Annotated in this window: 22 protein-coding genes; 6 read left to right on the forward strand and 16 right to left on the reverse strand. The window is 66.1% G+C overall.

What is annotated here, in order from left to right; all coding sequences use genetic code 11:
- Positions 1-637 precede the first annotated feature (637 nt).
- From dnaJ to ACWV14_RS09990, 16 genes are all read right to left on the reverse strand, one after another.
- Complete coding sequence (gene dnaJ / locus ACWV14_RS09915) at positions 638-1,777, reverse strand: molecular chaperone DnaJ (protein WP_205367295.1); 1,140 nt, start codon at positions 1,775-1,777, stop codon at positions 638-640.
- A 108-nt stretch (positions 1,778-1,885) separates the two neighbouring features.
- Positions 1,886-3,823, reverse strand: coding sequence for a molecular chaperone DnaK (gene dnaK / locus ACWV14_RS09920; protein WP_081268602.1), 1,938 nt, complete (start codon positions 3,821-3,823; stop codon positions 1,886-1,888).
- A 122-nt stretch (positions 3,824-3,945) separates the two neighbouring features.
- Entirely contained in the window at positions 3,946-4,518 is a 573-nt protein-coding gene (grpE, locus tag ACWV14_RS09925) for a nucleotide exchange factor GrpE (RefSeq protein ID WP_454907049.1), read from the reverse strand.
- A 229-nt stretch (positions 4,519-4,747) separates the two neighbouring features.
- Entirely contained in the window at positions 4,748-5,098 is a 351-nt protein-coding gene (locus tag ACWV14_RS09930; protein WP_056590059.1) for an FKBP-type peptidyl-prolyl cis-trans isomerase, read from the reverse strand.
- Positions 5,099-5,183: 85 nt separating this feature from the next.
- Positions 5,184-5,615 carry a winged helix-turn-helix transcriptional regulator gene (locus tag ACWV14_RS09935; protein ID WP_454907047.1) on the reverse strand — a complete coding sequence of 144 codons (432 nt, stop codon included), beginning with the start codon at positions 5,613-5,615 and terminating at the stop codon, positions 5,184-5,186.
- 179 nt (positions 5,616-5,794) lie between these two features.
- Positions 5,795-6,646, reverse strand: coding sequence for an archaetidylserine decarboxylase (asd, locus tag ACWV14_RS09940; RefSeq protein ID WP_454907045.1), 852 nt, complete (start codon positions 6,644-6,646; stop codon positions 5,795-5,797).
- Positions 6,647-6,782: 136 nt separating this feature from the next.
- Positions 6,783-7,778, reverse strand: a complete 996-nt coding sequence (locus ACWV14_RS09945) for a Bug family tripartite tricarboxylate transporter substrate binding protein (protein ID WP_454907043.1) — start codon at positions 7,776-7,778, stop codon at positions 6,783-6,785.
- A gap of 37 nt (positions 7,779-7,815) precedes the next feature.
- On the reverse strand, positions 7,816-8,883 hold the full coding sequence (locus ACWV14_RS09950) for a lactonase family protein (RefSeq protein ID WP_454907835.1): 1,068 nt from the start codon (positions 8,881-8,883) through the stop codon (positions 7,816-7,818).
- Positions 8,884-8,894: 11 nt separating this feature from the next.
- Positions 8,895-9,875 carry a tripartite tricarboxylate transporter substrate binding protein gene (locus ACWV14_RS09955; protein WP_454907041.1) on the reverse strand — a complete coding sequence of 327 codons (981 nt, stop codon included), beginning with the start codon at positions 9,873-9,875 and terminating at the stop codon, positions 8,895-8,897.
- A 51-nt stretch (positions 9,876-9,926) separates the two neighbouring features.
- A complete protein-coding gene (locus tag ACWV14_RS09960) occupies positions 9,927-10,688 on the reverse strand; it encodes an SDR family NAD(P)-dependent oxidoreductase (RefSeq protein ID WP_454907039.1) in 762 nt (253 codons plus the stop codon).
- Between the two features lie 23 nt (positions 10,689-10,711).
- Positions 10,712-12,289 (reverse strand): galactarate dehydratase, encoded by a 1,578-nt coding sequence (gene garD, locus ACWV14_RS09965; protein ID WP_454907037.1) that lies wholly within the window; start codon positions 12,287-12,289, stop codon positions 10,712-10,714.
- Positions 12,290-12,308: 19 nt separating this feature from the next.
- Positions 12,309-13,661: a TRAP transporter large permease gene (locus tag ACWV14_RS09970; RefSeq protein ID WP_285414452.1), complete on the reverse strand. Its 1,353-nt coding sequence runs from the start codon at positions 13,659-13,661 to the stop codon at positions 12,309-12,311.
- On the reverse strand, positions 13,652-14,146 hold the full coding sequence (locus ACWV14_RS09975) for a TRAP transporter small permease (RefSeq protein ID WP_285414453.1): 495 nt from the start codon (positions 14,144-14,146) through the stop codon (positions 13,652-13,654). Before ACWV14_RS09975 ends, ACWV14_RS09970 begins: the two co-directional genes overlap by 10 nt.
- A 12-nt stretch (positions 14,147-14,158) precedes the next feature.
- Positions 14,159-15,151 (reverse strand): TRAP transporter substrate-binding protein, encoded by a 993-nt coding sequence (locus tag ACWV14_RS09980; protein WP_285414454.1) that lies wholly within the window; start codon positions 15,149-15,151, stop codon positions 14,159-14,161.
- 60 nt (positions 15,152-15,211) lie between these two features.
- Positions 15,212-16,102, reverse strand: coding sequence for an SMP-30/gluconolactonase/LRE family protein (locus ACWV14_RS09985; protein WP_454907034.1), 891 nt, complete (start codon positions 16,100-16,102; stop codon positions 15,212-15,214).
- Complete coding sequence (locus tag ACWV14_RS09990; RefSeq protein WP_454907032.1) at positions 16,092-16,892, reverse strand: NAD-dependent epimerase/dehydratase family protein; 801 nt, start codon at positions 16,890-16,892, stop codon at positions 16,092-16,094. The genes ACWV14_RS09985 and ACWV14_RS09990 overlap by 11 nt, the downstream gene beginning before the upstream one ends.
- A gap of 246 nt (positions 16,893-17,138) precedes the next feature.
- On the opposite strand from ACWV14_RS09990, the gene ACWV14_RS09995 reads away from it, so the two are divergent.
- From ACWV14_RS09995 to ACWV14_RS10020, 6 genes are all read left to right on the forward strand, one after another.
- Positions 17,139-17,984, forward strand: coding sequence for a FadR/GntR family transcriptional regulator (locus ACWV14_RS09995; protein WP_422085749.1), 846 nt, complete (start codon positions 17,139-17,141; stop codon positions 17,982-17,984).
- A 112-nt stretch (positions 17,985-18,096) separates the two neighbouring features.
- Positions 18,097-19,086, forward strand: coding sequence for a Bug family tripartite tricarboxylate transporter substrate binding protein (locus ACWV14_RS10000; RefSeq protein WP_422085750.1), 990 nt, complete (start codon positions 18,097-18,099; stop codon positions 19,084-19,086).
- 57 nt (positions 19,087-19,143) lie between these two features.
- Positions 19,144-20,055, forward strand: coding sequence for a 5-dehydro-4-deoxyglucarate dehydratase (kdgD, locus tag ACWV14_RS10005; protein WP_454907029.1), 912 nt, complete (start codon positions 19,144-19,146; stop codon positions 20,053-20,055).
- 58 nt (positions 20,056-20,113) lie between these two features.
- On the forward strand, positions 20,114-21,100 hold the full coding sequence (locus tag ACWV14_RS10010) for a Bug family tripartite tricarboxylate transporter substrate binding protein (protein ID WP_455342653.1): 987 nt from the start codon (positions 20,114-20,116) through the stop codon (positions 21,098-21,100).
- Between the two features lie 20 nt (positions 21,101-21,120).
- Positions 21,121-22,479 (forward strand): glucarate dehydratase, encoded by a 1,359-nt coding sequence (gene gudD, locus ACWV14_RS10015; RefSeq protein WP_454907025.1) that lies wholly within the window; start codon positions 21,121-21,123, stop codon positions 22,477-22,479.
- 13 nt (positions 22,480-22,492) lie between these two features.
- Complete coding sequence (locus tag ACWV14_RS10020) at positions 22,493-23,929, forward strand: aldehyde dehydrogenase family protein (protein WP_454907023.1); 1,437 nt, start codon at positions 22,493-22,495, stop codon at positions 23,927-23,929.
- Positions 23,930-23,995 lie beyond the last annotated feature (66 nt).

The raw sequence follows: 23,995 nt of genomic DNA on the forward strand, positions 1-23,995 counted from the left end.
GCTTTGCGCAACATTTAAGGTGTGCCTGCCCTTGGCTGCATGCCGCGGAAAACTCCCTTACAACAATCTGCTAACAATCAGCATAAAGCAAAGATTGAACCCGGCAAATCATTTGTTAATTCAGAACCACATCGCCGAGTAAAGTTCCTTGGAGAAAACGGAACTAGTATTCAAATTTCAGTTAAATTCAAAGGCTCGTTTTCGCAATTCTCTCCGGGTGAAAAGCCTATGCCGAATGGCCATCGGCTGCGCCGTGTTTTTTCCGGGAAAGCATCGCCTATTGAGCCTCGGGGCTCAATAAAAAATGGCACTCCCTTCAATAACGCGCGGCCTGTCGTTTGGTTTATTGCACATCAAAAAAAAATATAAAAGCAATCCCCGCGCCACTTCCTCTGATGGGCGGCCAGCGCAAATGAACGTGGGAAAGCAGCGCGGACGCGGGTCGGCGCGGTCCGAATCGGTGCGATGAGCCTCGTCGTGGTGCCCGTCAGGAGGCTCGGCGGCTCCTGTGCACCAGTTCGAGGACTTGTGTGACCTTGGCGGTCACGAGGGCCCCAGCGCTGCGGGCTGAGCCCTCACCGAAAGAAGTAGTCCGCCGCGTTGCGCGGCGAACAGTGTCTGCACAGCGTTGGTGCGCTCAGCTGAAGAATTCCTTCGCCTTGTCGAACCAGCCCTTGTCGGTCGGGCTGTGCTTCTCGCCGCCCTTCTTGAGGGAGTCGTCGAGGTCCTTCAGCAGCTTGCGCTGGAACTCGGTGAGCTTCACAGGCGTCTCGACGCGCACGTGGCAGTACAGGTCTCCGGGGTAGCTCGAGTTCACGCCCTTGATGCCCTTGCCGCGCAGGCGGAACTGCTTGCCGCTCTGCGTGCCTTCGGGAATATCGATGGCCGCCGCGCCCTTGAGCGTGGGCACGTTGATCTCGCCGCCCAGCGCTGCCGTGGTCATGCTCACTGGCACCACGCAGTGCAGGTTGTCGCCGTCGCGCTCGAAGATGTCGTGCTTCTTGAGGCGGATCTCTATGTACAGGTCGCCCGGCGGGCCGCCGTTGACGCCCGGCTCGCCGCTGCCGGTGACGCGCATGCGCTGGCCATCGTCGATGCCCGCGCGGATCTTCACTTCGAGCGTCTTGTTGCGCTTGATCTTGCCCTGGCCGTGGCACGCGGTGCAGGGCTCGGGAATGATCTTGCCGCTGCCGTGGCAGGTGGGGCAGGTCTGCTGCACGCTGAAGAAGCCCTGGCGCATCTGCACCGCGCCCGCGCCGTGGCAGGTCGTGCAGGTGATGGGCTTGGTGCCGGGCTTGGCGCCCGAGCCGTGGCAGGTGTCGCACTCGTCCCAGGTCGGGATGCGGATCTCGGTCGTCTTGCCTTCCGCGGCTTCCTCGAGCGTGATCTCCATCGCGTAGCTGAGGTCGCTGCCGCGGAACACCTGGCGCCCACTGCTGGTGCGGCCGCGGCCGCCACCGCCGAACACGTCGCCGAAGATGTCGCCGAAGGCTTCCGCGAAGCCGCCGAAGCCTTCCGCGCCCGGACCGCCGCGCATGTTGGGGTCGACGCCGGCGTGGCCGTACTGGTCGTAGGCTGCGCGCTTCTGTCCGTCGGACAGCATTTCGTAGGCTTCCTTCACCTCCTTGAACTTGGCCTCGGCGTCCTTTGCGGTGTCGCCGTGGTTTCGGTCGGGGTGGTGCTTCATCGCGAGCTTGCGATAAGCCTTCTTGATTTCATCCTCGCTCGCGTTCTTGGGGACGCCGAGGGTTTCGTAGTAGTCGCGTTTGGTGGCCATGGCAGGTCGATCAGCAGATCAGGGAAGCAGCGGAAACTCGGGTAACTTGAAGCGAGAAAGGCTGGAGCACCTCCGCAGGTGTTCCAGCCTTGTCCAAGGGACTGAAGATCAGCCCTTCTTGACTTCCTTGACTTCGGCGTCGACCACGTTGTCGTCGGCCTGCGCATGCGCGCCGGCTTCCGCGCCCGCCGGACCCGAAGCTGCCGAGGCGCCGGCCGCGGCCTGCGATTCGGCATACATCTTCTCGCCGAGCTTCTGGCTTGCGGTCATGAGCGTGTTGGTCTTTTCCTCGATCGCGGCCTTGTCTTCACCCTTGAGGGCTTCTTCCAGGTCCTTGATCGCGGCTTCGATCGCGTCCTTCTCGGCGGCTTCCAGGCTCGCACCGTGCTCGCCCAGCGACTTCTTCACGCTGTGGACCATGGCTTCACCCTGGTTGCGGGCCTGCACGATCTCGAGCTTCTTCTTGTCGTCGGCCGCGTTCAGCTCGGCGTCCTTCACCATCTTCTGGATCTCGTCCTCGCTCAGGCCCGAGTTCGCCTTGATGGTGATCTTGTTTTCCTTGCCGGTGCCCTTGTCCTTGGCGCCGACGTGCAGGATGCCGTTGGCGTCGATGTCGAAGCTCACCTCGATCTGCGGCGTGCCGCGCGATGCCGGCGGAATGCCTTCGAGGTTGAACTCGCCGAGCAGCTTGTTGCCCGAGGCGATGTCGCGTTCGCCCTGGAACACCTTGATAGTCACGGCCGGCTGGTTGTCCTCGGCGGTCGAGAAGGTCTGCGCGAACTTCGTCGGGATGGTCGTGTTCTTGGCGATCATCTTCGTCATCACGCCGCCCATGGTCTCGATGCCCAGCGACAGCGGGGTCACGTCGAGCAGCAGCACGTCCTTGCGGTCGCCCGAGAGCACTTGCCCTTGAATGGCGGCGCCGACAGCCACGGCTTCGTCGGGGTTCACGTCCTTGCGCGGTTCCTTGCCGAAGAAGGCCTTCACCTTGTCCTGCACCTTGGGCATGCGGGTCATGCCGCCGACCAGGATCACGTCGTTGATGTCGCCCACGCTGATGCCGGCGTCCTTGATGGCCAGGCGGCAGGGAGCGATGGTGCGCTCGATCAGCTCGTCGACCAGGCTTTCGAGCTTGGCGCGGGTGAGCTTGATGTTCAGGTGCTTCGGACCCGTGGCATCGGCCGTGATGTATGGCAGGTTGATGTCGGTCTGCGCGCTGTTCGACAGCTCGATCTTGGCCTTTTCAGCGGCTTCCTTCAGGCGTTGCAGGGCCAGCACGTCCTTGCTCAGGTCGACGCCCTGTTCCTTTTTGAACTCGCCGATGATGTAGTCGATGATGCGCTGGTCGAAGTCTTCGCCGCCCAGGAAGGTGTCGCCGTTGGTCGACAGCACTTCGAACTGCTTCTCGCCGTCGACGTCCGCGATTTCGATGATCGACACGTCGAAGGTGCCGCCGCCGAGGTCATACACGGCGATCTTGCGGTCGGCCTTGTCCTGCTTGTCGAGGCCAAAGGCCAGCGCGGCAGCGGTGGGCTCGTTGATGATGCGCTTGACGTCGAGGCCAGCGATGCGGCCGGCGTCCTTGGTGGCCTGGCGCTGGGCGTCGTTGAAGTAGGCCGGCACCGTGATCACGGCTTCGGTCACGGTTTCGCCGAGGTAGTCTTCGGCGGTCTTCTTCATCTTGCGCAGGATGTCGGCGCTGACCTGCTGCGGGGCCATCTTCTTGCCGCGCACTTCCACCCACGCGTCGCCGTTGTCGGCCTTGGCGATGGTGTAGGGCATCAGGTCGATGTCCTTCTGGACTTCCTTTTCCTCGAACTTGCGGCCGATCAGGCGCTTGATCGCGTACAGCGTGTTCTTGGGGTTGGTGACGGCCTGGCGCTTGGCCGAGGCACCGACCAGCACTTCACCGTCTTCCTGGTACGCGACGATCGACGGCGTGGTGCGCGCACCTTCCGAGTTCTCGATCACACGCGTGGTGTTGCCTTCCATGATCGACACGCACGAGTTGGTGGTGCCGAGGTCGATGCCGATGATCTTTGCCATGTTCTTACTCCTGAAAGCCTGAAAAATATGTTGTTATGAACTTGTGGATAACCCGTCGCGATTCAAGGTATGAAGCGGGGATTTCCTGTGGGAATCTTGTGTGCCGGTGAATGCGGGGTGGCTTACTTCGGCGCGCTGACCGTGACCAGCGCCGGGCGCAGCACGCGCTCGTTGATGGTGTAGCCCTTCTGCAGGACGGTCACCACCGTGTTCGGCTCCTGGTCGGCGGGCACCACCGAGATGGCCTGGTGCTGGTGCGGGTCGAACTTGGTGCCGGGGGCGGGGGCCACTTCGATCACCTTGTTGCGTTCGAGCGCGCTCTTGAGCTGGCGAAGCGTGGCTTCGGCGCCTTCGCGGATCTGCTCGGGCGTGGCGTCCTTGACGGCCAGGCCGGCTTCGAGGCTGTCGGTCACCGGCAGCAGGCTCTCGGCAAAGGCTTCCACGGCGAACTTGCGGGCCTTGGAGACTTCTTCGTCGGCGCGACGGCGGGCGTTCTGCACGTCGGCCTGGGCGCGCAGGTACTGGTCGGCCAGTTCGGTGTTCTTGGCCTGCAGGGCAGCCAGCTCGCCTTGGGCCTGCGCCAGTGCGGCGAGGGCGTCGGCTTCGTTGGCGGCTTGCGCGGCCTCCAGTTCTTCGGGGCTTGGCTCGCCTTGCAGCATTTGCGAATTCTGTGCGGATTGTTGCGGGTCAGACATTTTTCAAAGAACCGGCGCGAGCCGGAAAACAAACGATAGCCAGCCACTTGGGGCTGGCCAGAAGCATTTCAAGCGAAAAAATGCGGCCCAGGAGGCCGCCGCACGAGGTTTTGAGGGTGTTTTCTCGCGGAACACCGCGGAACCGGCTTTGCCGGGCCGCAGGTGTTGCCCCCGATAGGGGGTAGGCGAAGCGACACGAAAGTGCGCGCAGCCTGGGGGCGAGCCCCAATCAGTGGGCGTCCAGGAGCTCGACGTCGAACTTCAGGGTGGCATTGGGGGGGATCACGCCGCCGGCGCCGCGGGCACCGTAGCCCAGCGATGCGGGGATGATCAGCGTGCGCTTGCCGCCGATCTTCATGCCGGCCACGCCTTCGTCCCAGCCCTTGATGACCTGGCCGGCGCCCAGCGAGAACGCGAACGGGTCGTTGCGGTCGCGGCTGGAGTCGAATTTGGCGCCCTGGGTGCCGTCGTTGTAGAGCCAGCCGGTGTAGTGCACGTGCACGTGCTGGCCAGCCTTGGCTTCGGCGCCGGTGCCGACTTCGGTGTCTTCGTATTGCAGGCCGGAGGGGGTGGTTGGCATGGGAAACGCTCCTTGCGTCGATGTGAGAAGAATGAATCGAAGGCGCGGAGTTTACCGAGGCCGGATTCGCCCGGCCTGTCGGCCGTCAGCCGTGGCTGGTGTCGTCGCCGGGCTGCGCGGGTACGGCAGCGGGCTCTGCGGCCGGGGTCTGCGGTGCCGGCGCCGGGACGGCAGCGGTGGGCGAGGGGGCTGCAGGCGCTGTCGGCGCCGCGGCCTTCTTGATCTGCCCCAGCTGCCACTTGCCGGCAAATGCCTGCAGGTCGGACAGCCGCTTGAGCAGGTCCTGTCCGCTGAGCGTGAGGCTGTAGCCGTCGCTGCCGTGGCCGACGATGCCGGCCTCGCGCAGTTCCTTGATGCGGGTGTTGAGCGTGTTGGGAGTGATGCCGCCCACGCTGTCCTGCAGCAGCCGGAAGGTCTGGGCATGACCGTCTCGCAGCGCCCAGAGCACGCGCAGCGCATAGCGGGCTTCGAGCAGGGCGAGCAGCTGGCTGACGGCTGCGTTTTCCTTGGTACTCATCGACATCATCTCCTCGAAGCTGGGCGGGCCGCCGACCTGGGGGCAGGGGCGATGGCGCGCGTTCTCTTGTGTGTGGTTATGAACCGTCCGGGTGGCAGACGACTATAGCGCAAAGGATTGTGATGCTACTAGTTTTATAGCTGTGAAGGCATGCGGCATGCGGGTTGTGAGACAAAGCCTCACAAATTGGAATAGTTGGCCATGGCTTCGCCCAGCCGGATCGCACGCCCTGGCGACCAGTCGGGGTTGAACGCCAGCGCAGGCGCCGGGAACAGCATGACGACCGTCGAGCCGAGCAAGAAACGGCCCATCTCGTCGCCCTTGCGGATGTCGATCTGCTGGTCGTTGTAGCTCCACTCGCGCAGCTCGCCCACGCGAGGCGGGTTGACCACGCCGTGCCACACCGTGGCCATGCTGCCGACGATGGTGGCGCCCACCAGCACCAGCACGAAGGGGCCGTGCGCCGACTCGAACACGCACACCACGCGCTCGTTGCGCGCGAAGAGGCCGGGCACGCCGCGCGCCGTGGTCGGGTTCACCGAGAACAGGTCGCCCGGCACGTGGATCATGCGCACCAGCCGCCCGTCGCAGGGCATGTGGATGCGGTGGTAGTCCTTCGGGCTCAGGTAGAGGGTCGCGAAGCTGCCGTGCGCGAACTTGGCCGCCAGCGTGGCGTCGCCGCCGACCAGCGCGGTGGTCGTGTAGTTGTGGCCCTTGGCCTGGAAGATCTGGTCGCCCTGGATCGGGCCGAACTGGCTGATCGCGCCGTCCACCGGGCAGGTCAGGTCGGCCTGCGCGAGCGGGCGCACGCCCGGCTTGAGTTCGCGCGTGAAGAACTGGTTGAAGCTCTTGTAGTGGTGGATGTCCGACTCGAGCGCCTCGCCCATGTCCACGCCGTACTTGGCCACGAAGCGCCGGATGATCCACGTCGTGACCGCCCCCCGCTCCTTGCCCGCGACCCAGCCGGCGAAATTGGTCAGGGCCTGCTTGGGGAACAGGTATTGGGGCAGTACGGCGGAGCGGTCGGACACGTGGTGGGGGCCTGGAATGCGAATTGGAGGGGCATTCTATAAAGGGCTTCCCGGGCGGGGCGTAGGAAGCTTCCCTCGGTATTGGCCACGCGGGCCACGCGGGCCACGGGCGCGGCGCCCGCCGCAGCCTTGCCTGCTAGTCGGCCTTGATTCCCGCGGCCTTGATCACCTGCGCCCACTTTTCCACTTCGGCCTTCTGGAAGGCCGCGATCTGCGTCGTCGTCATGTCTGCCGGCTCCATGCCGAAGCCCTTGAGCTTGTCCTGCATCTCCGGTGTCGCGAGGATCTTGCGGATCTCGGTGTGCAGCCGGTCGACCACAGGGGCCGGCGTGGCGGCGGGCACGAAGATCGCCTGCCACGACACCACTTCGAAGTCCTTCAGGCCCGGCAGGCCCGACTCCGCGATCGTCGGCACGTCGGGCAGCGAGGCCAGCCGCTTCGACGACGTCACCGCAATGGCGCGCAGCTTGCCGCTCTGGATGTGCGGGCCGGCCACCACCGTGGTGTCGAACATCATGTCGACCTGGCCGCCGATGGCATCCTGGATCGCCGGGCCGCTGCCCTTGTATGGAATGTGCGTGAACTTCACGCCCGACTTGTAGGCCAGCAGTTCGAGCGCCAGGTGCTGCGAAGTGCCCGTGCCCGCCGAGGCCGACGACAGCCCGCCCGACTTGGCCTTGCTGGCTTCCAGAATGTCCTTCAGCGTCTTGTACGGGCTGTTCTGGCTCACCACCAGCACCACCGGGTTGGTGCCGATCAGCGTCACCGGCGCGAACGACTTGATCGGGTCGTAGCCGATCTTGGGGTACAGGCTCACGTTGATGGCGTGCGAGCTGATGGTGCCGCCCACCAGCGTGAAGCCGTCCGGCGCGGCGCGAGCGCCGACCTCCGAGCCCACGCTGCCGCCGGCGCCGCCCTTGTTGTCGATGATCACGCTCGTGCCAAGCACCGTGCCGAGCTTCTGCGCGATGAGCCGGCCCAGCACGTCGGTCGTGCCGCCCGCGGGAAACGGCACGAGGTAGGTGATGGCCTTGCCCGTCGGCCAGTTGCTGCTGCTCTGCGCGAAGGCTGCCGGAAGACCGGCGGCGAGCGAAGAGGCGAGGGCGGTGCGGATGAGTGCGCGGCGTTGCATGTGAATGTCTCCTTGATTTGTCTGTGGTGCGGGCCCCTCAGGGCATGTCGACGATTTCGATCCAGTTCGGGTTCTTGCCCACGTCCAGGTGCTGGGGCTTGCCCAGCGCGCCGGTGGCGGCGTCGATGGCGTAAAGCGAGATGCCGTTCGATTCCTGTCCCGCCGCGATCAGGTAGCGGCCGGAAGAGTCGATGGCAAAGCCGCGCGGACTCTTCTCTGTCGGCGTCTGGCCCAGGGGCTGCAGCTGTCCGGTGGAGGCATCGACCTTGAATGCGGAGAGCGTGCTCGAGGTGCGCTCCGATGCATAGAGAAAGCGCCCGTCGGGCGTCAGATGCAGGTCGGCGGCCCATGGCTTGCCGGTGAAACCGGCGGGCAGCGTGGTCGTGCTCTGCTCGAGCTTGAGCGTGCCGCGCGCGGCGTCCCACGCGAACACGTGCAGCGCCGCGTCGAGCTCGTCCAGCAGGTAGACGTGGCGCTGCGCCTTGTCCCAGGCGAAGTGGCGCGGGCCCGACTTCTCGGGGGTCCTGGTCAGCGGCGGATCGTTGGGCGAGAGCAGCCCCTTCTCCGCGTCGAAGCGCCAGCTCGACACGTTGTCGCCGCCCAGGCTGGTGGCGAGCACGAAGCGGTTGCTTGCGTCCGCATGGATGGCGTGGGCATTGGGCCCCGTCTGGATCAGCTGGTGGATGGGGCCCACGGTGCCGTCCTTGCCGACGGCGTTGACCGTGATCTTGCCGCCCTGGTACGAGGCCGCGAACAGCCACCTGCCGCTGGCGTCGAGGTCGATGTTGGCCATGCTGTCGGCCAGCGGCGCCTCGCCGAGCTTCTGCAGCTTTCCGGTGGCGCCGTCGATCGACAGCGCGGTCACGCGAAACGGCTGCGAGCGAAGCGCGGCATACAGCACGCGCCTGTCGCGGCTCACCACCATCGGCATGACTGTGCCGCCGACGTTCAGCGTCTGCACCGGCTTGAGCGCGCCCTGGCCGCGGTCAAGTTCGAGCACCGAGATTTCCTGGCTGTCGGCGTTCGACACATAGACCCAGGTCGCGGCCGAAGCCGGGCCGAGGGCGGCCAGCCACAGCAGCGACGCGATGCTCGTCTTCTTCATCATGGCCGTGCTCAGGGCTTGATGTTGAGCTTGGTGATGAGTTGCTTGAAGTACTCGTTGTCCTTGGCCAGCGTTTCCTTGAAGGCGGCGCCGTCGGTGTAGGCGTAGCCCAGGTTCTGCTTGTCCATCACCTCGCGCAGCAGCGGCTCCTTGGCGGTCTTGGCGGCGATGTCGCGCAGCTTGGCCATCACTTCGGGCGGCGTGTTCTTCGGCGCGCCGAGGCCGCGCCAGGTGCCGATGGAGATGTCGATGCCGCGCTCCTTGGCGGTCGGCACCTTGTCGAAGGCAGCCAGGCGCTTGTCGGCCATCACCATCAGCATCTTGAGCTTGCCGGCCTGAACGTAGGTCGATACCTCGGCCGGGCTCACCGCCACCGCATCGACGTGGCCGCCGAGCAGCGCCAGCACGGCCGGGCCCGCGCCCTGGAACGGGATGTGGTTGAACTTGGCGCCAGTCTTGTCCTCCAGCGCCGATGCCGCCAGGTGCCAGATCGAGCCGGTGCCCGAGTTGCCCACGCCCATTTCGCCCGGCTTCTTCTTGGCGGCGGCCAGGAATTCTTCGATGGTGTTGTAGGGCGAGTCGGCCTTCACAGTGATGGCGGCCGGGTCGGCATTGAGCTGCGCGATCGGCTGGAAGTCGTCGTAGTTGAACTTGGCCAGGCCCAGGTGCGGCAGCGTCAGCAATTCGACCGTGAGCACCGCCAGCTTGTAGCCGTCGGGCCGCGAATGGATCACCTCGTTCCAGCCGATGGCGCCGCCCGCGCCGGGGCGGTTCACGATCACGATGCTCTCGGACATGTGCTTGCGGCTCGCGTCGGCGAAGGCGCGGGCCAGCGCGTCGGTGCCGCCGCCGGGCTGGTAGGGCACGATCAGCTCGACCGTGTGGTTCGGGTAGTCGTTGCCGGCGGCTTGCGCGGCGGGCGCCGCGAGGCCGAATGCAAGGCCGAGCGCACCCGAGAGGGCCGCGAGCTTGCGCAGGAATTTCGTCGTCATCTGTCTTGTCTCCGTTATTGGTTTTGCGGTTGCTGGAAAAAACGTGCGCGGTCAGGGCATGTACTGCCCCCCGTTCACTTCGATCACCTGCCCCGTGACATAGCCCGAGAGCTGATCCGAAGCGAGATACAGGAAAGCGCCGACGCACTCTTCGGGCTCGCCGAGGCGGCCCATCGGAATGCTGGCGCGGAAGTTATCGAGCATCGCGGGCGTCGAGAAGCGGTCCTGGAAGGGCGTCTGAATGACGCCCGGCGCCACCGCGTTCACGCGGATGCGGTCGCCCACCAGTTCCTTCGCGAGGCCGTGCGTGGCGGTGCTCACGAAGCCCTTGGAGCCTGCATAGAGGTACGCGGCCGGCCCGCCGCCGGTGCGCGCCGCGACCGAGGTCACGTTGATGATGTTGCCGCCGCCCTGCGCGCGCATCAGCGGCACCACCTCGCGGCAATACGCGAGCACCGAGCGCGCGTTGATGTGCATCACCTCGTCGAACAGCGCGTCGTCGAACTCGGCGATGGGCACGCGCTTGACCAGGCTGCCGGCGTTGTTGACCAGCACGTCGATGCCGCCGAACTCGGCCACCGTCTGCTTCACGCTGTCGCGGATCGCGCCGGTGTCGCGCACGTCGGCCTTCACCGCCACTGCCGCGCCGCCCGCCGCGCGGATGGTCTCGACCACCTGGTTGGCCGCGGCCGCCGAGCTGTTGTAGTGCACCGCCACGCGCATGCCGCGCGCCGCGAACGCAATGGCCACCGCCGCGCCGATGCCGGTGCTGGCACCGGTGACGAGGGCGGTCTTGTCCTTGAGGTCTTCCATGTGTTTGCTCCTTAACGGGTTGTTCAGGTGACCGGCGCCGGGTTGAAAAGCACCAGCGCGTTGTGCAGCTTCCAGTGCTCGGCCCAGGTCTTCTTGCGGCCGCTTGCCACGTCGAGCATCAGGTGGAACATTTCCCAGCCGATGTCTTCGATCGTGGCCTCGCCGTCGGCGATGCGGCCTGCGTTCACATCCATCAGGTCGTGCCAGCGGCGCGCCAGGTCGCTGCGCGTGGCGACCTTGATGACCGGCACTTCGGCCAGCCCGTAGGGCGTGCCGCGGCCGGTGGTGAACACATGCAGGTTGATGCCGGCCGCCAGTTGCAGCGTGCCGCAGATGAAGTCGCTGGCCGGCGTGGCCGCGTAGATCAGGCCCTTCTGCGTGGCTTTCTCGCCCGGCGCGAGCACGCCCGTGATCGGCGCCGAGCCCGACTTGACGATGGAGCCCATCGCCTTCTCGACGATGTTCGACAGGCCACCTTTCTTGTTGCCCGGCGTGGTGTTGGCGCTGCGGTCGACGCGGCCCTTCTGCAGGTAGGCGTCGTACCAGGCCATCTCGCGGATCATGGCTTTGGCCACCTCCGGCGTGGAAGCGCGCGAGGTGAGCTGGTCGATGCCGTCGCGCACCTCGGTCACTTCCGAGAACATCACGGTGGCGCCCGCGCGCACCAGCAGGTCGGTGCAGAAGCCCACGGCGGGGTTGGCGGTGACGCCGGAGAACGCGTCGCTGCCGCCGCACTGCACGCCCACCACCAGCTCGCTGGCGGGCACGGTCTCGCGGCGGCGTGCGTTCAGGCGCGCCAGATGCACCTCGGCCTGCCGCATGACCGAGTCGATCATCGACATGAAACCGATGTGCTCGTCGTCCTGCAGGCAGACCACGTCGAGTTCCGCATCGCCTTCGGTTTCGCCGCGCTTGTCGACGATGGGGATGCTGCCCGGCGGCAGCAGCCGCTCTGGCTGCAGCTTCTCGCAGCCCAGGCTCACCACCATCACCTCGCCGCCGAAGTTCGGGTTGAGGCTGATGTTGCGCAGCGTGCGGATCGGAACGATGGCGTCGGGCGCGTCGATGGCCACGCCGCAGCCGTAGCTGTGTGCCAGCGCCACCACGTCGTCCACGTTCGGGTACTTGGGCAGCAGCTCGGCCTTGATGCGCTGCACCGCGAAATCGATAACGCCGGCCACGCATTGCACCGTCTCCGTGATGGCGAGGATGTTGCGCGAGCCCACCGAGCCGTCGGCGTTGCGGTAGCCCTCGAAGGTGTAGCCCTCCAGCGGCGGCAGGGCAGGGGGCTTGACGGTCGCGATGGGCAGGCCGTCGAGCTCCGGCGCCACCGGCATGCGCATCACGCGTTCGTGCACCCAGCTGCCGCGCGGCAGCGCTTTCTGCGCATAGCCGATCACCACGTCGTAGCGGCGGATGGCCTCGCCTTCGGCCAGGTCGACCAGCGCGACCTTGTGGCCCTGGGGCACGTTGTCCACCAGCCGCAGGCCGTCGGCAAACTCGGCGCCGGCCTTCAGGCCGCCGTCGTTGGCGACGATGGCGACGTTGTCGTTGGCGTGGATGCGGATGTAGAGCGGCGAGGCTCCGGTGGCGTTGCTCATCGTGCGAACCTCTTTTTGCTTACAGCACCTTGTGGCCGGTCAGCATCGTGGGCAGCCAGGTGGAGAAGGCCGGCACGTAGGTCACCAGGGTGATGGCGATGAAGATCGCCAGATAGTAGGGCCACGCGGTTTTCGTCGCCTCCCCGATGGATATCTTGCCGATGGCGCAGCCGATGAACTGCACCGTGCCCACGGGCGGATGCACCAGGCCCAGCGCGCAGTTCAGCAGCAGCATCATCCCGAACTGCACCGGGCCCACGCCCATCTGGATGGCCAACGGCAGGAACAGCGGCGTGGTGATCAGGATGTGCGCCGCCATGTCCAGGAAGATGCCCAGGAAGATCTGGATGATGTTGATGTACAGCAGCATCAGCCATGGGCTGGAGGTGGCGGCCAGCAGCACTGTTTCGATGGCGTCCGGAATCTCCAGGTAGGCCATCTGGTAGCGCAGCATGTTCGACACGCCGATCAGCAGCAGGATCACGCCGGTGGTCTTCGAGGCCTTGGCCAGCGACTTGAAGAGTTTCTCGCGCGTCATCGTGCGGTAGGCCACCACCGTGAGCAATAACGAGTAAGTCACCGCGATGGCCGCCGCCTCGGTGGCTGTTGCCACCCCCTGCATCACGCAGACCAGGATGATCACGATCACCATCAGGCCGGGAATGGCCGACAGGAAGGTCTTGCCCACCATGCCCCAGCCGGGGAAGCGCTCGACCATGGTGCTGCCGTCGGTGCGCCTGGGGTAGCCGTGCTTGGCGGCCTGCCAGTAGGCGGCCACCAGCATGCAAACCATGATCCAGAACACCGGGATCAGCCCCGCGAACATCAGGTCGCCGATGGACACGCCCTTGATGATGTGCCCGTCGATCGTGCCCACCGCGGCCTGCGCGGCGAAGGCGTAGATGATCATGTTGTGCGAGGTCGGCATCAGCGCGCCCGAGAGCGATGCGTGCGTCGTCACGTTCACCGCGTAGGCCGCGCTGTAGCCCTCGCGCTTCATGATCGGGATCATCACGCCGCCCATGGCCGAGGTGTCGGCCACCGGCGAACCCGAGACGCCTCCGAAGAGCGTGGACGCCACCACGTTGGCCAGCCCGAGGCCGCCCTTCCAGTGGCCCACCAGGCTGCGCGCGAAGGCGACGATCTTGTCCGCGATGCCGCCGTGCAGCATCAGTTCGCCCGAGAAGATGAAGAACGGAATGGCCAGGAACGAGAACACGTTCATGCCCGACACCATCATCTGGATGGCAGTCTCGAAGGGCAGGCCTTCGTAGGCGAACGTGGCCAGGCAGCTCAGCCCGATGGCGAAGGCCACGGGCATCCCCAGCAGCAGGAACAGCACGAAGCTGAGGGACAGCACTGTCAATGCCATGATGGAACGACCTTCTGGCCGGTGAACTGAGCAGCCAGGTGCTCGATGGAGAAGAGGGTGATCAGCACCCCGGCGAAGAGGATCGGCACATAGCGCACGGCTTCGGACAGGCCTAGCGTGGGAATCGTCGATTCGCGCGTGGACACTGCCATCTCGGCGCCGCCCGCGAACAGCGCCACGGCGAAGCCGATGGTCAGCACGTATGTGAGCGCCTTGCACCAGAACTGGCCCTTGGGTGGCAGGGCCTTCACCAGCGAATCGAGGCCGATGTGCCCGGCGTCCCGCACGCCGGCGGAGGCGCCGAACATGGCGACCGAGATCACCAGCAGCAGCGCGACCTGCTCGACATACGGCGGGGCGTCATTGAAGACGTAGCGCAGCACCACGCCATAGACGACCACCGCGAGCAGGCCGACGAGGCACACGCAGGCGATGTACATCGCCCAGCGGGAGAGCCGCGCGTTCAATGAGGTAAGCAGGCTCATGTGCGGCGCGCGTCACTTGGTGTTGACGATTTCCTGCACCAGCGCCTTCTGCTCCGGCGTGGTCGCGAACTTGTCCCACACCGGCTTCTCGACGTCGACGAAGCCCTTGCGGTCGATCTCGGAGGCCGCGACGATCTTGGCGCCGCCCTTGATGACGGCCGCCTTGGCGTCCTTCTCGCGCGGCTCCCACAGCTTCACGTAGTAGGGCACCGAGTCTTTGGCGGCCTTGCGGATCGCGACCTGCTCTTCCTTGGTGAGCGTGTCCCAGATCTTCTTGGAGAACACCAGCACTTCGGGCGTCATGACGTGCATGGTCTCGGAGTACACCGGCGCGGCCTCGAAGTGCTTGGCCTCTTCGTACGAGGGATAGTTGTTCTCGGCGGCGTCCACCAGGCCGGTCTTCAGGCCGGTGTAGACCTCGGCGATGGGCATCGGCGTGGGCGAGGCGCCGGTGGCGCTCACCAGGCTCACCATCAGGTCGGAGGGTTGCACGCGGATCTTCAGGCCCTTCATGTCGGCCACCGACTTGATCGGCTTCTTGGCATACACCGAGCGCGCGCCGCTTTCATACATGCACAGGCCGATGAAGCCGGCCTTCTCGAAGGCGGCCAGCACCTTGTCGCCGGCCGGCCCGTACATCGCCTTGCGGAAGTGCTCGATGTCGCGGAACAGGAAGGGCAGCGACGGAATGACCGACTCCGGCACGATGCCGTGGAACGACGCGCTGCTCACGCGCACCATGTCGAGCGCGCCGATCTTCACCTGTTCGACCGTGTCCTTCTCGGAGCCCAGCGAGCTGTCCGCGAAGATCTTGATGTTGTCCTTGCCACCCGTGGCCTTCGACAGTTCATCGCCCATGAACTTCACCGCCTGGTTGGTGGGGAAGTCCTTGGCGTGCACCTCGGCGGAACGGAAGGTTCGCGCCATGGTGGCGTTGCTTGCCGTGAATGCGATCAAACCAATCGCGATCAGGCCCGACAGCTTCTTCATTTGTAGTGATTTCATTTTTGATGCTCCTCGGTGGATGAAAAGAAAACGCAGCGGATGGATGTATCGATAAACGGGTCAGATGCCGAAAGCGGGCTCCGCGAGGCCCTGTGCGCCGGGCCGCAGCGCGAACACGCCGCCGGCCAGTGGTTGGTCCGACAGGTCGATGCCGCCGGGTCGGATGGAGGTGACGAAGAGGGTGTCGAGCCCGGTGCCGCCGAAGGCGCACATCGCGGGCTTCTTCACCGGCACTTCGAGAGAGCGGTCGAGCCGGCCGTCGGGCGTGAAGCGGTGCACCAGGCCGGCGTCGTTGCCGCAGATCCAGTAGCAGCCGTCGGTGTCCATGGCCGCGCCGTCGGGGCGGCCGGACAGGGGCTTCATGTCGATGAAGAGGCGGCGGTTGCTGGGGGTGCCGGTTTGCGTGTCGTAGTCGAAGGCCCAGACGGCCTGCACCGTGGGGTGCGAATCCGAGAGATACATCGTGCGGCCGTCGGGGCTGAAGGCCAGGCCGTTGGGCACGATGAGGTCGTCGAGGCGCAGGGTGGCAGCGCCGTCGCCCTTGCCGTAGCTGTAGAGGCGGCCGACGCGTGCGCCCGCCGCCATGTCGAGCAGCATCGTGCCGGCCCAGAAGCGGCCCTGGCGGTCGCAGCGGCCGTCGTTGAATCGCATGGCCGGGGCGGCGTGTGCGACGGGCGCCAGGGAGGTGGCGGCCAGCGTGCCGTCGGCCTGCGGCTTCAGCGAGAACAGGCCGCTTTCCAGGCCGGCGATCCATTCGCCGGGCACGTCGGCGCGCGGTGCGATGCAGGCGATCATTTCGCCGGCGGTCCACTTCGCATGGCCTTCGCCTGCATGCCAGCGGTTCAGCGTGCGTGCCGGAATATCGACCCAGTAGAGCGCCTGTTCGCGCGCATGCCACACCGGGCTTTCGCCGGTGCCGTTGCGCGCGTCGAGAACGAGTTCAGCGCTCATCGCCGAACGGGCCTTGTGCGGTGAAGGCGCCGCCCTGGTAGATGGCGTTCGGGTCGGTCGGCGCGACGGGCGGCTGTGCCTCGACCTTGTCGCGGAACACTTCCGAGCTGTCGCGCGGCAGGAAGCCCAGGTGCGCGGCGGCGCTGTTGTCCCACCACACGTCGCGGTTGTTCGACATGCCGTAGACCACCGTGTGCTTCACGTCGGGCGTGAACAGCGATTTCTCGATCAGCGCCGTCAGGTCGTGGTAGCTGAGCCAGGTGCTCATCATCCGGCGGTTGGCCGGCTCGGGGAACGAGGAGCCGATGCGGATGCTGACGGTCTCGATGCCCCAGCGGTCGAAGTAGAACTGCGCCACGTCCTCGCCGAAAGACTTCGACAGGCCGTAGTAGCCGTCGGGCCGGCGCACGGCATGCGCGTCGATGTGCTCGCTCTGCTTGTAGAAGCCGATCACGTGGTTCGAGCTGGCGAACACCACGCGCTTCACGCCGTGGCGGCGCGCGGCTTCATAGATGTGGAACACGCCCTTGATGTTGGCTTCGAGAATTTCCTCGAACGGCCGCTCGACAGACACGCCGCCCAGGTGGACGATGGCGTCGCAGCCGTCCACCAGCGCATCGACCGCCGCCTTGTCCGACAGGTCGCAGGGCACGACTTCCTCGTGCGCATCGGCGGCCGGTGCCAGCGAGGCGATGTCCGAAAGCCGCAGCACCTCGGCGAATGGCTTGAGCCGCTCGTGCAGCACCTTTCCGAGGCCGCCGGCGGCGCCGGTCAGGAGAAGGCGGTTCATCTTGTTGTCTTTCATCTTTGCCCGTCCATGCACGCAGTGGTAGTGGTTTCCGGCGGCCCGCCGTCGCGGTGTCTTGCCTGCAGCAGCGGCCGGTACGATGCCGGCAGGGCGAGGTCGAAAGGGCGCTGCATGTCGGTGCCGTTGAAACCGTAAAGCCGCTGGCGGAGTGGCCGGCGACGTCTAGAGGTGGTTGAGTGATAGGTTATCTGTTGTCGTACAACTAGTTTGGGGATTATCATCGTGACCATGGTTCAGTCGACTGCGGGTAATCCCTCGATATCAGAAGCGCCGGCGGAAACGGCTTTCGTGGGGCGTCCGCGCCAGCGCGCACGCGGCCTCGCGCATGGGCTGGTGGAAGACCTGGGCGAGAAGATCCGCAACCAGTCGCTGCGGCCCGGCGACAAGCTGCCGACCGAGTCGGCCATCATGCAGGCCTACGGCGTGAGCCGCACCGTGGTGCGCGAGGCGCTGTCGAAGCTGCAGGCCGGCGGCCTGGTCGAGACGCTGCACGGCGTGGGCACCTTCGTGTTGCAGCCGCGCACGGGCGGCGTGTTCCGCCTCGACCCCGGCGAGATCGCCGCTTCGGTCGACGTGCTGGCCGTGCTCGAGCTGCGCATCAGCCTGGAGACCGAGTCGGCCGGCCTCGCCGCCAGCCGCCGTACAGAAGAGCAGCTGGTCGCCATGCGCCAGGCGCTCGACGACTTCGAGCACAACGTGGTCGTGGCGGGCGACACCGTGGGGCCGGACTTCCGCTTCCACCTGCAGATCGCCGAATCGACCGGCAACCCCTACTTTGCGGACATCATGAGGCACCTGGGCACCACGCTCATTCCGCGCACCCGCATCAGCGCGATCCGCACGCACGAGGGCGGGGCGCCTTACCTGAGCCGCGTGAACCGCGAGCACGAAGAAATCTACGCGGCCATCGCGCGCCGAGACCCCGAATCGGCCCGCGCGGCCATGCGCATCCACCTGACCAACAGCCGCGAGCGCCTGCGCATGGCGCAAGAGGCCGCGCAGCAGCAGAAGGCAAAGGCCGATGCCGCAACCGCTGGCGGTGCTGCTTCGGTCGACAACGCCACTTCGAGCTGAGTTTTTCTTGTTTGCCTGGCTGGACAACTCGTTTCTCTAGTTGTACGATGACTGATAACTTGATTCGAGTATCAGGAATGGCCACGACAGCCATCGAACAAAAGGAGACAGCATGACCATCAACCGACGCGGCGCACTAGGGGCCGCGCTTGCCACGACACTGGCCGCCAGCCTGCCCGCGCGGGTTCTTGCGCAGGGCAGCGGCGGCAACTGGCCGTCCAAGCCGCTCAAGCTCATCGTTCCGTATCCGCCGGGCGGTTCGTCCGACATCATTGCGCGGGCCATCAGCCAGCCGCTGTCCGAGGCGCTCGGGCAGTCGGTCATCGTCGACAACCGGGCGGGCGCCAACGGCAACCTCGGCGCCGACCTGCTGGCCAAGGCGCCGGGCGACGGCTACACGCTCATGCTGTGCGACCTGGGTGCGCTGGCCATCAGCCCCTCGCTGTACCCCAAGCTGCCGTTCGACCCGTCGAAGGACCTGCGCGGGGTGGCCATGCTGGCCTACTCGCCGCACCTGCTGGTGGTGCATCCGTCGGTGCAGGCGAACACCTTGAAGGAGCTGGTCGAGCTGTCGAAGAAAAGCGATCTCAACTTCGCCGTCACCGCCAGCGGCAGCACCGCGCACCTGGCGGGCATCGAGCTGCAGCGCAAGGTCGGCGCCAAGTGGGAATACGTGCCCTACAAGGGCGGCGTGCAGGCGGTGCTAGACACCGTCGCCGGCCAGACGCAGGTGCTGATGAACGGCATGCTCGCCACCTACCCGCAGGTGCAGGCCGGCAAGCTCAAGCTCATCGCGGTGTCCAAGGCCACGCGCATGCCGCTGATCGGCAATGTGCCGACCATCGCGGAGCAGGGCGCCCCCGGCTACGAGTCGGGTACCTGGCAGGGCGTGGTCGCGGGACGCGGCGTGCCCGACGCGGTGATCGCGCGGCTCAACCGCGAGCTGGTGCGCATCATCCGCACGCCCGACATCCGCGCCCGCCTCGCCGGGCAGGGCGCCGAGGTCGTGACCATGGCCGCGCCGGAGCAGGACCAGTTCTTCGCCAAGGAGCGCGCGCGCTGGGCGCAGGTCGTCAAGGAAGCGAACGTCAGGCTCGACTGACCGGCCGCTTCGCCCCCATTTTTTCTTCTCATTCAAATCTTTACTGGACTCTTCCCCATGAACCCCCAAGAACTCAAGACCATCATGGGCTCCGGCCTGCTTTCGTTCCCGTTGACCGACTTCGACGCGAACGGAGACTTCAACAAGAGCAGCTACGAGAAGCGTCTCGAATGGCTCGCTCCCTACGGCGCCAGCGCGCTGTTCGCGGCCGGCGGCACGGGCGAGTTCTTCTCGCTCACCGGCGAGGAGTACCCGGGCATCATCAAGACGGCGGTGGACACCTGCCGCGGCGTGGTGCCGATCATTGCCGGTGCCGGCGGCCCCACGCGTTTCGCCATTCAGTGCGCGCAGGCCGCCGAAAAAGCCGGCGCGCACGGCGTCCTGCTGCTGCCGCACTACCTCACCGAAGCCGGCCAGGAAGGCCTGGCCGCGCACGTCGAAGCCGTGTGCAAGAGCGTGAAGTTCGGCGTGATCGTCTACAACCGCGCCACCAGCCGCCTCAAGCCCGACACCCTGGCCGGCCTGGCCGAGCGCAACCCCAACCTCGTGGGCTTCAAGGACGGCATCGGCGACATCGAGGCCATGGTCGCCATCTACCAGAAGATGGGCGACCGCTTCGCCTACCTGGGCGGCCTGCCCACGGCCGAGGTCTATGCCGCCGCCTACAAGGCAATGGGCACGCCGGTGTATTCGTCGGCCGTCTTCAACTTCATTCCGAAGACTGCAATGGACTTCTACAAGGCCGTGGCCGCCGACGACCTGCCCACGCAGCACCGCCTGCTGAAGAACTTCTTCATGCCCTACCTCGAGCTGCGCAACCGCGTGCCGGGCTACGCGGTGAGCATCGTGAAGGCCGGCGCAAAGATCGTCGGCCACGACGCCGGCCCCGTGCGCGCACCGCTCACCGACCTGAAGCCGGCCGAGATGGAACAGCTCAAGGCGCTGATCGACGCGCTCGGCCCGCAGTAAGCCTGTTCGCGCAAGACAAGAAAAACGCCGGAGACAACATGTGATGCCCAACATGCGGATGAACAGAAGAAGACTTTTCGCGGCGGGCTTCACGCTCGCCGCTTCCACACTGGCACCGCTCCATGCCTGGGCACAAGCCGATGCATGGCCCCTGCAAAAGCCGGTGACCATCATCGTGCCGTTCCCCGCAGGCGGATCCACCGACATGGTGGCGCGCGCGCTGGCGCTGCAACTGCAGACCAGGCTCGGCGGCAGCTTCGTCGTCGACAACCGCCCCGGCGCCACGGGCACCATCGGCACCGGCTTCGTCAAGCGCGCGGCGCCCGACGGCTACACGCTGCTCGTGTCCTCGCTCGGCGCCTTCGTCGTCACGCCGCACCTGCAAAAGGGCGTGCCCTACGACGCGACCAAGGATTTCGACTACATCAGTGTGCCGGTGCAGGCGCCCAACGTGCTGGTCGCCAATGTCGCGCGTCCCGAGCACACCGTGGCCGACGTGCTGACCCTGTTGCGCAAGACCCCGGGCAAGGTCTCGTTCGCCAGTTCGGGCAACGGCTCGTCAGACCATCTCTCGGCCGAACTGTTCTGGCAGCAGACGAAGACCGAGGGCGTGCACGTGCCCTACAAGGGCGGCGCCCCGGCCGTGAACGATCTGCTGGGCAACCAGGTCGACTTCTCGTTCCAGAACGTGAATGCCGTGCTGCCGCACATCCGTGCCGGCAAGCTGCGCGCCATCGCCGTCACCGGCGACAAGCGCTCGCCGGTGCTGCCTGACGTACCCACGCTGGCTGAGGCCGGAGTGAAGGGCGCGGAGGTCTATTCCTGGCAGGGCATGGCCGCGCCGAAGGGGCTGCCGGCCGCTACGAAGAAGAAGCTGAGCGACGCAGTCATCGCCGCCATGCAGGACCCCGAGACGAAGAAGCGCATGCTCGACCAGGGCCTTGAAATCGTCGCCAGCACGCCCGAGGAATTCACCGCCTTCCAGTTGCGCGAGTGGACGCGCTGGAAGACGCTCATCGATACACGCCACATCACCGCCGACTGACCGAAGCACCGAGTCCGAAGATGACAAGTCCTGAACCCGTTTCCAAAGCCGTGCCGGGCACCCCCGTCGTTACCGCCATGCGCGTGGTTCCCGTCGCGGGCCACGACAGCATGCTGATGAACCTCAGCGGCGCGCACGGCCCGTTCTTCACGCGCAACCTGCTGATCCTGACCGACAGCGCCGGGCGCACCGGCGTGGGCGAGGTGCCCGGCGGCGAGAAGATCCGACAGACGCTGGAAGACGCGCGCGGCCTCATCGTCGGCCAGTCCATCGGCAACCACAACGCGGTGCTCAACAGCATGCGCAGTGCTTTTGCCGGCCGCGACAGCGGCGGCCGCGGCCTGCAGACCTTCGACCTGCGCGTGACCATCCACGCAGTAACGGCCGTGGAGGCCGCACTGCTCGACCTGCTCGGCCAGTTCCTCGAAGTGCCCGTGGCGGCATTGCTCGGCGAAGGCCAGCAGCGCGACGCGGTGCAGATGCTCGGCTACCTCTTCTACGTGGGCGACCGCAAGAAGACCGACCTGCCCTACGAGAGCGACCCCGGCGCCGACAACGACTGGTTCCGCCTGCGCCACGAAGAAGCAATGACGCCAGAGGCTATCGTGCGCCTGGCCGAGGCCACGCATGCGCGCTACGGCTTCACCGATTTCAAGCTCAAGGGCGGCGTGCTGCGCGGCGAGGAAGAAGTCGAGGCCATCCGCGCGCTGCACGAGCGCTTTCCGCAAGCGCGCGTCACGCTCGACCCGAACGGCGGCTGGCTGCTGCAGGACGCCATCCGCCTGTGCCGCGACCTGCACGGCGTGATGGCTTATGCCGAAGACCCGTGCGGCGCCGAAGGCGTGTTCTCCGGGCGCGAGGTGATGGCCGAGTTCCGCCGCGCCACCGGCCTGCCGACCGCCACCAACATGGTGGCCACCGACTGGCGCGAGATGGTGCACAGCCTCTCGCTGCAGTCGGTCGACATTCCGCTGGCCGATCCGCACTTCTGGACCATGCAGGGCTCGGTGCGCGTGGCACAGCTGTGCCAGGCATGGGGCCTGACCTGGGGCTCGCACTCCAACAACCATTTCGACGTGTCGCTCGCGATGTTCACGCACGTGGCTGCCGCCGCACCGGGCAAGGTCACGGCCATCGACACGCACTGGATCTGGCAGGACGGCCAGCGCCTGACCAAGGCGCCGCTGCAGATAGAAGGCGGCTTCGTGAAGGTGCTGACGCGCGGGGGCCTGGGCGTGGAGCTGGACATGGACGAAGTCGAGAAGGCGCACCAGCTGTACCTGAAACACGGCCTTGGCGCTCGCAACGATGCGCAGGCGATGCAATACTTGATTCCCAACTGGACTTTCGACAACAAGCGCCCCTGCATGGTGCGCTGAAGGAAACGACGCAATGCAAAACTTCGACAACCTCATCGCCGGCGAATGGCGTGCCGGCGCGAGCTACAGCCCCAACGTCAACCCCAGCAACCTGTCCGACGTGCTCGGCCAGTACACGCAGGGCGATGCCGCCCACGTAGACGCTGCCGTCGCGGCGGCTACTGCAGCCTTTCCGGCATGGGCTACGGGCAGCATCCAGGCCCGCTCGGATGCGCTCGACAAGATCGGCAACGAAATCCTCGCGCGCAAGGAAGAGCTGGGCACGCTGCTCGCACGCGAAGAAGGCAAGACCAAGGCCGAAGGCATCGGCGAGGCCACGCGCGCGGGCCAGATCTTCAAGTTCTTCGCCGGCGAATGCCTGCGGCTGTCGGGCGAGGTGCTGCCGTCGGTGCGCCCCAACATCGGCGTGGAAATCACGCGCGAGCCGGTCGGCGTGGTCGGCCTCATCACGCCGTGGAACTTTCCCATTGCCATTCCGGCCTGGAAGATCGCGCCTGCGCTGGCCTTCGGCAACTGCGTGGTGCTCAAGCCCGCCGACCTGGTGCCGGGCAGTGCCTGGGCGCTGAGCGAGATCATCAGCCGCTCGGGCATTCCGGCCGGCGTGTTCAACCTGGTGATGGGCCGCGGCAGCGTGATCGGCAATGCGCTGGTCAATCATCCGGGCATCCATGCGATCAGCTTCACCGGCTCGGTGGGCGTGGGCCGCAACATCGCGATCCAGTGCGTCACCAACCACAAGAAGGTGCAGCTCGAAATGGGTGGCAAGAATCCGCAGGTGATCCTGGACGACGCCGACCTCGCACAGGCCGTGGAGCTGAGCGTGCAGAGCGCGTTCTATTCGACCGGCCAGCGCTGCACCGCGTCGAGCCGCCTCATCGTGACCGAGGGCATCTATCCGAAGTTCATCGCCGCCATGAAGGAACGCATGGCGAAGATCAGGGTGGACGACGCGCTCGCGCAGGGCACCGACGTGGGCCCGGTCTCGTCGAAGTCGCAGCTCGACCAGGACATGGAATACGTCGCCATCGGCAAGGGCGAGGGCGCCACGCTGGCGGCCGGCGGCGAGCTGCTGAAGCTGGAGACCGATGGCTACTACATGTCGCCGGCACTCTTCAGTGAATCGGCCGCGAGCATGCGCATCAACAAGGAAGAGATCTTCGGCCCGGTCGCCAGCGTGATCCGCGTGAAGAACTACGAGGAAGCGCTGGCCACCGCCAACGACACCGAGTTCGGCCTGTCGGCCGGCATCGCCACCACTTCGCTGAAGTACGCGACGCACTTCAAGCGCCACAGCCAGGCCGGCATGGTGATGGTCAACCTGCCGACGGCGGGTGTGGACTACCACGTGCCTTTCGGCGGCCGCAAGGGTTCGAGCTACGGGCCGCGCGAGCAGGGGCGTTATGCGCAGGAGTTCTTCACCACGGTGAAGACGGCGTATACCCTGGCCTGATCTTTGGGCTGTGTTCAGGGCGCGCTCACGCCGACGGGGTGCCTTGCTCCGCGAATGTCCTCCGGC

The organism is Variovorax durovernensis (genome assembly GCF_977011995.1).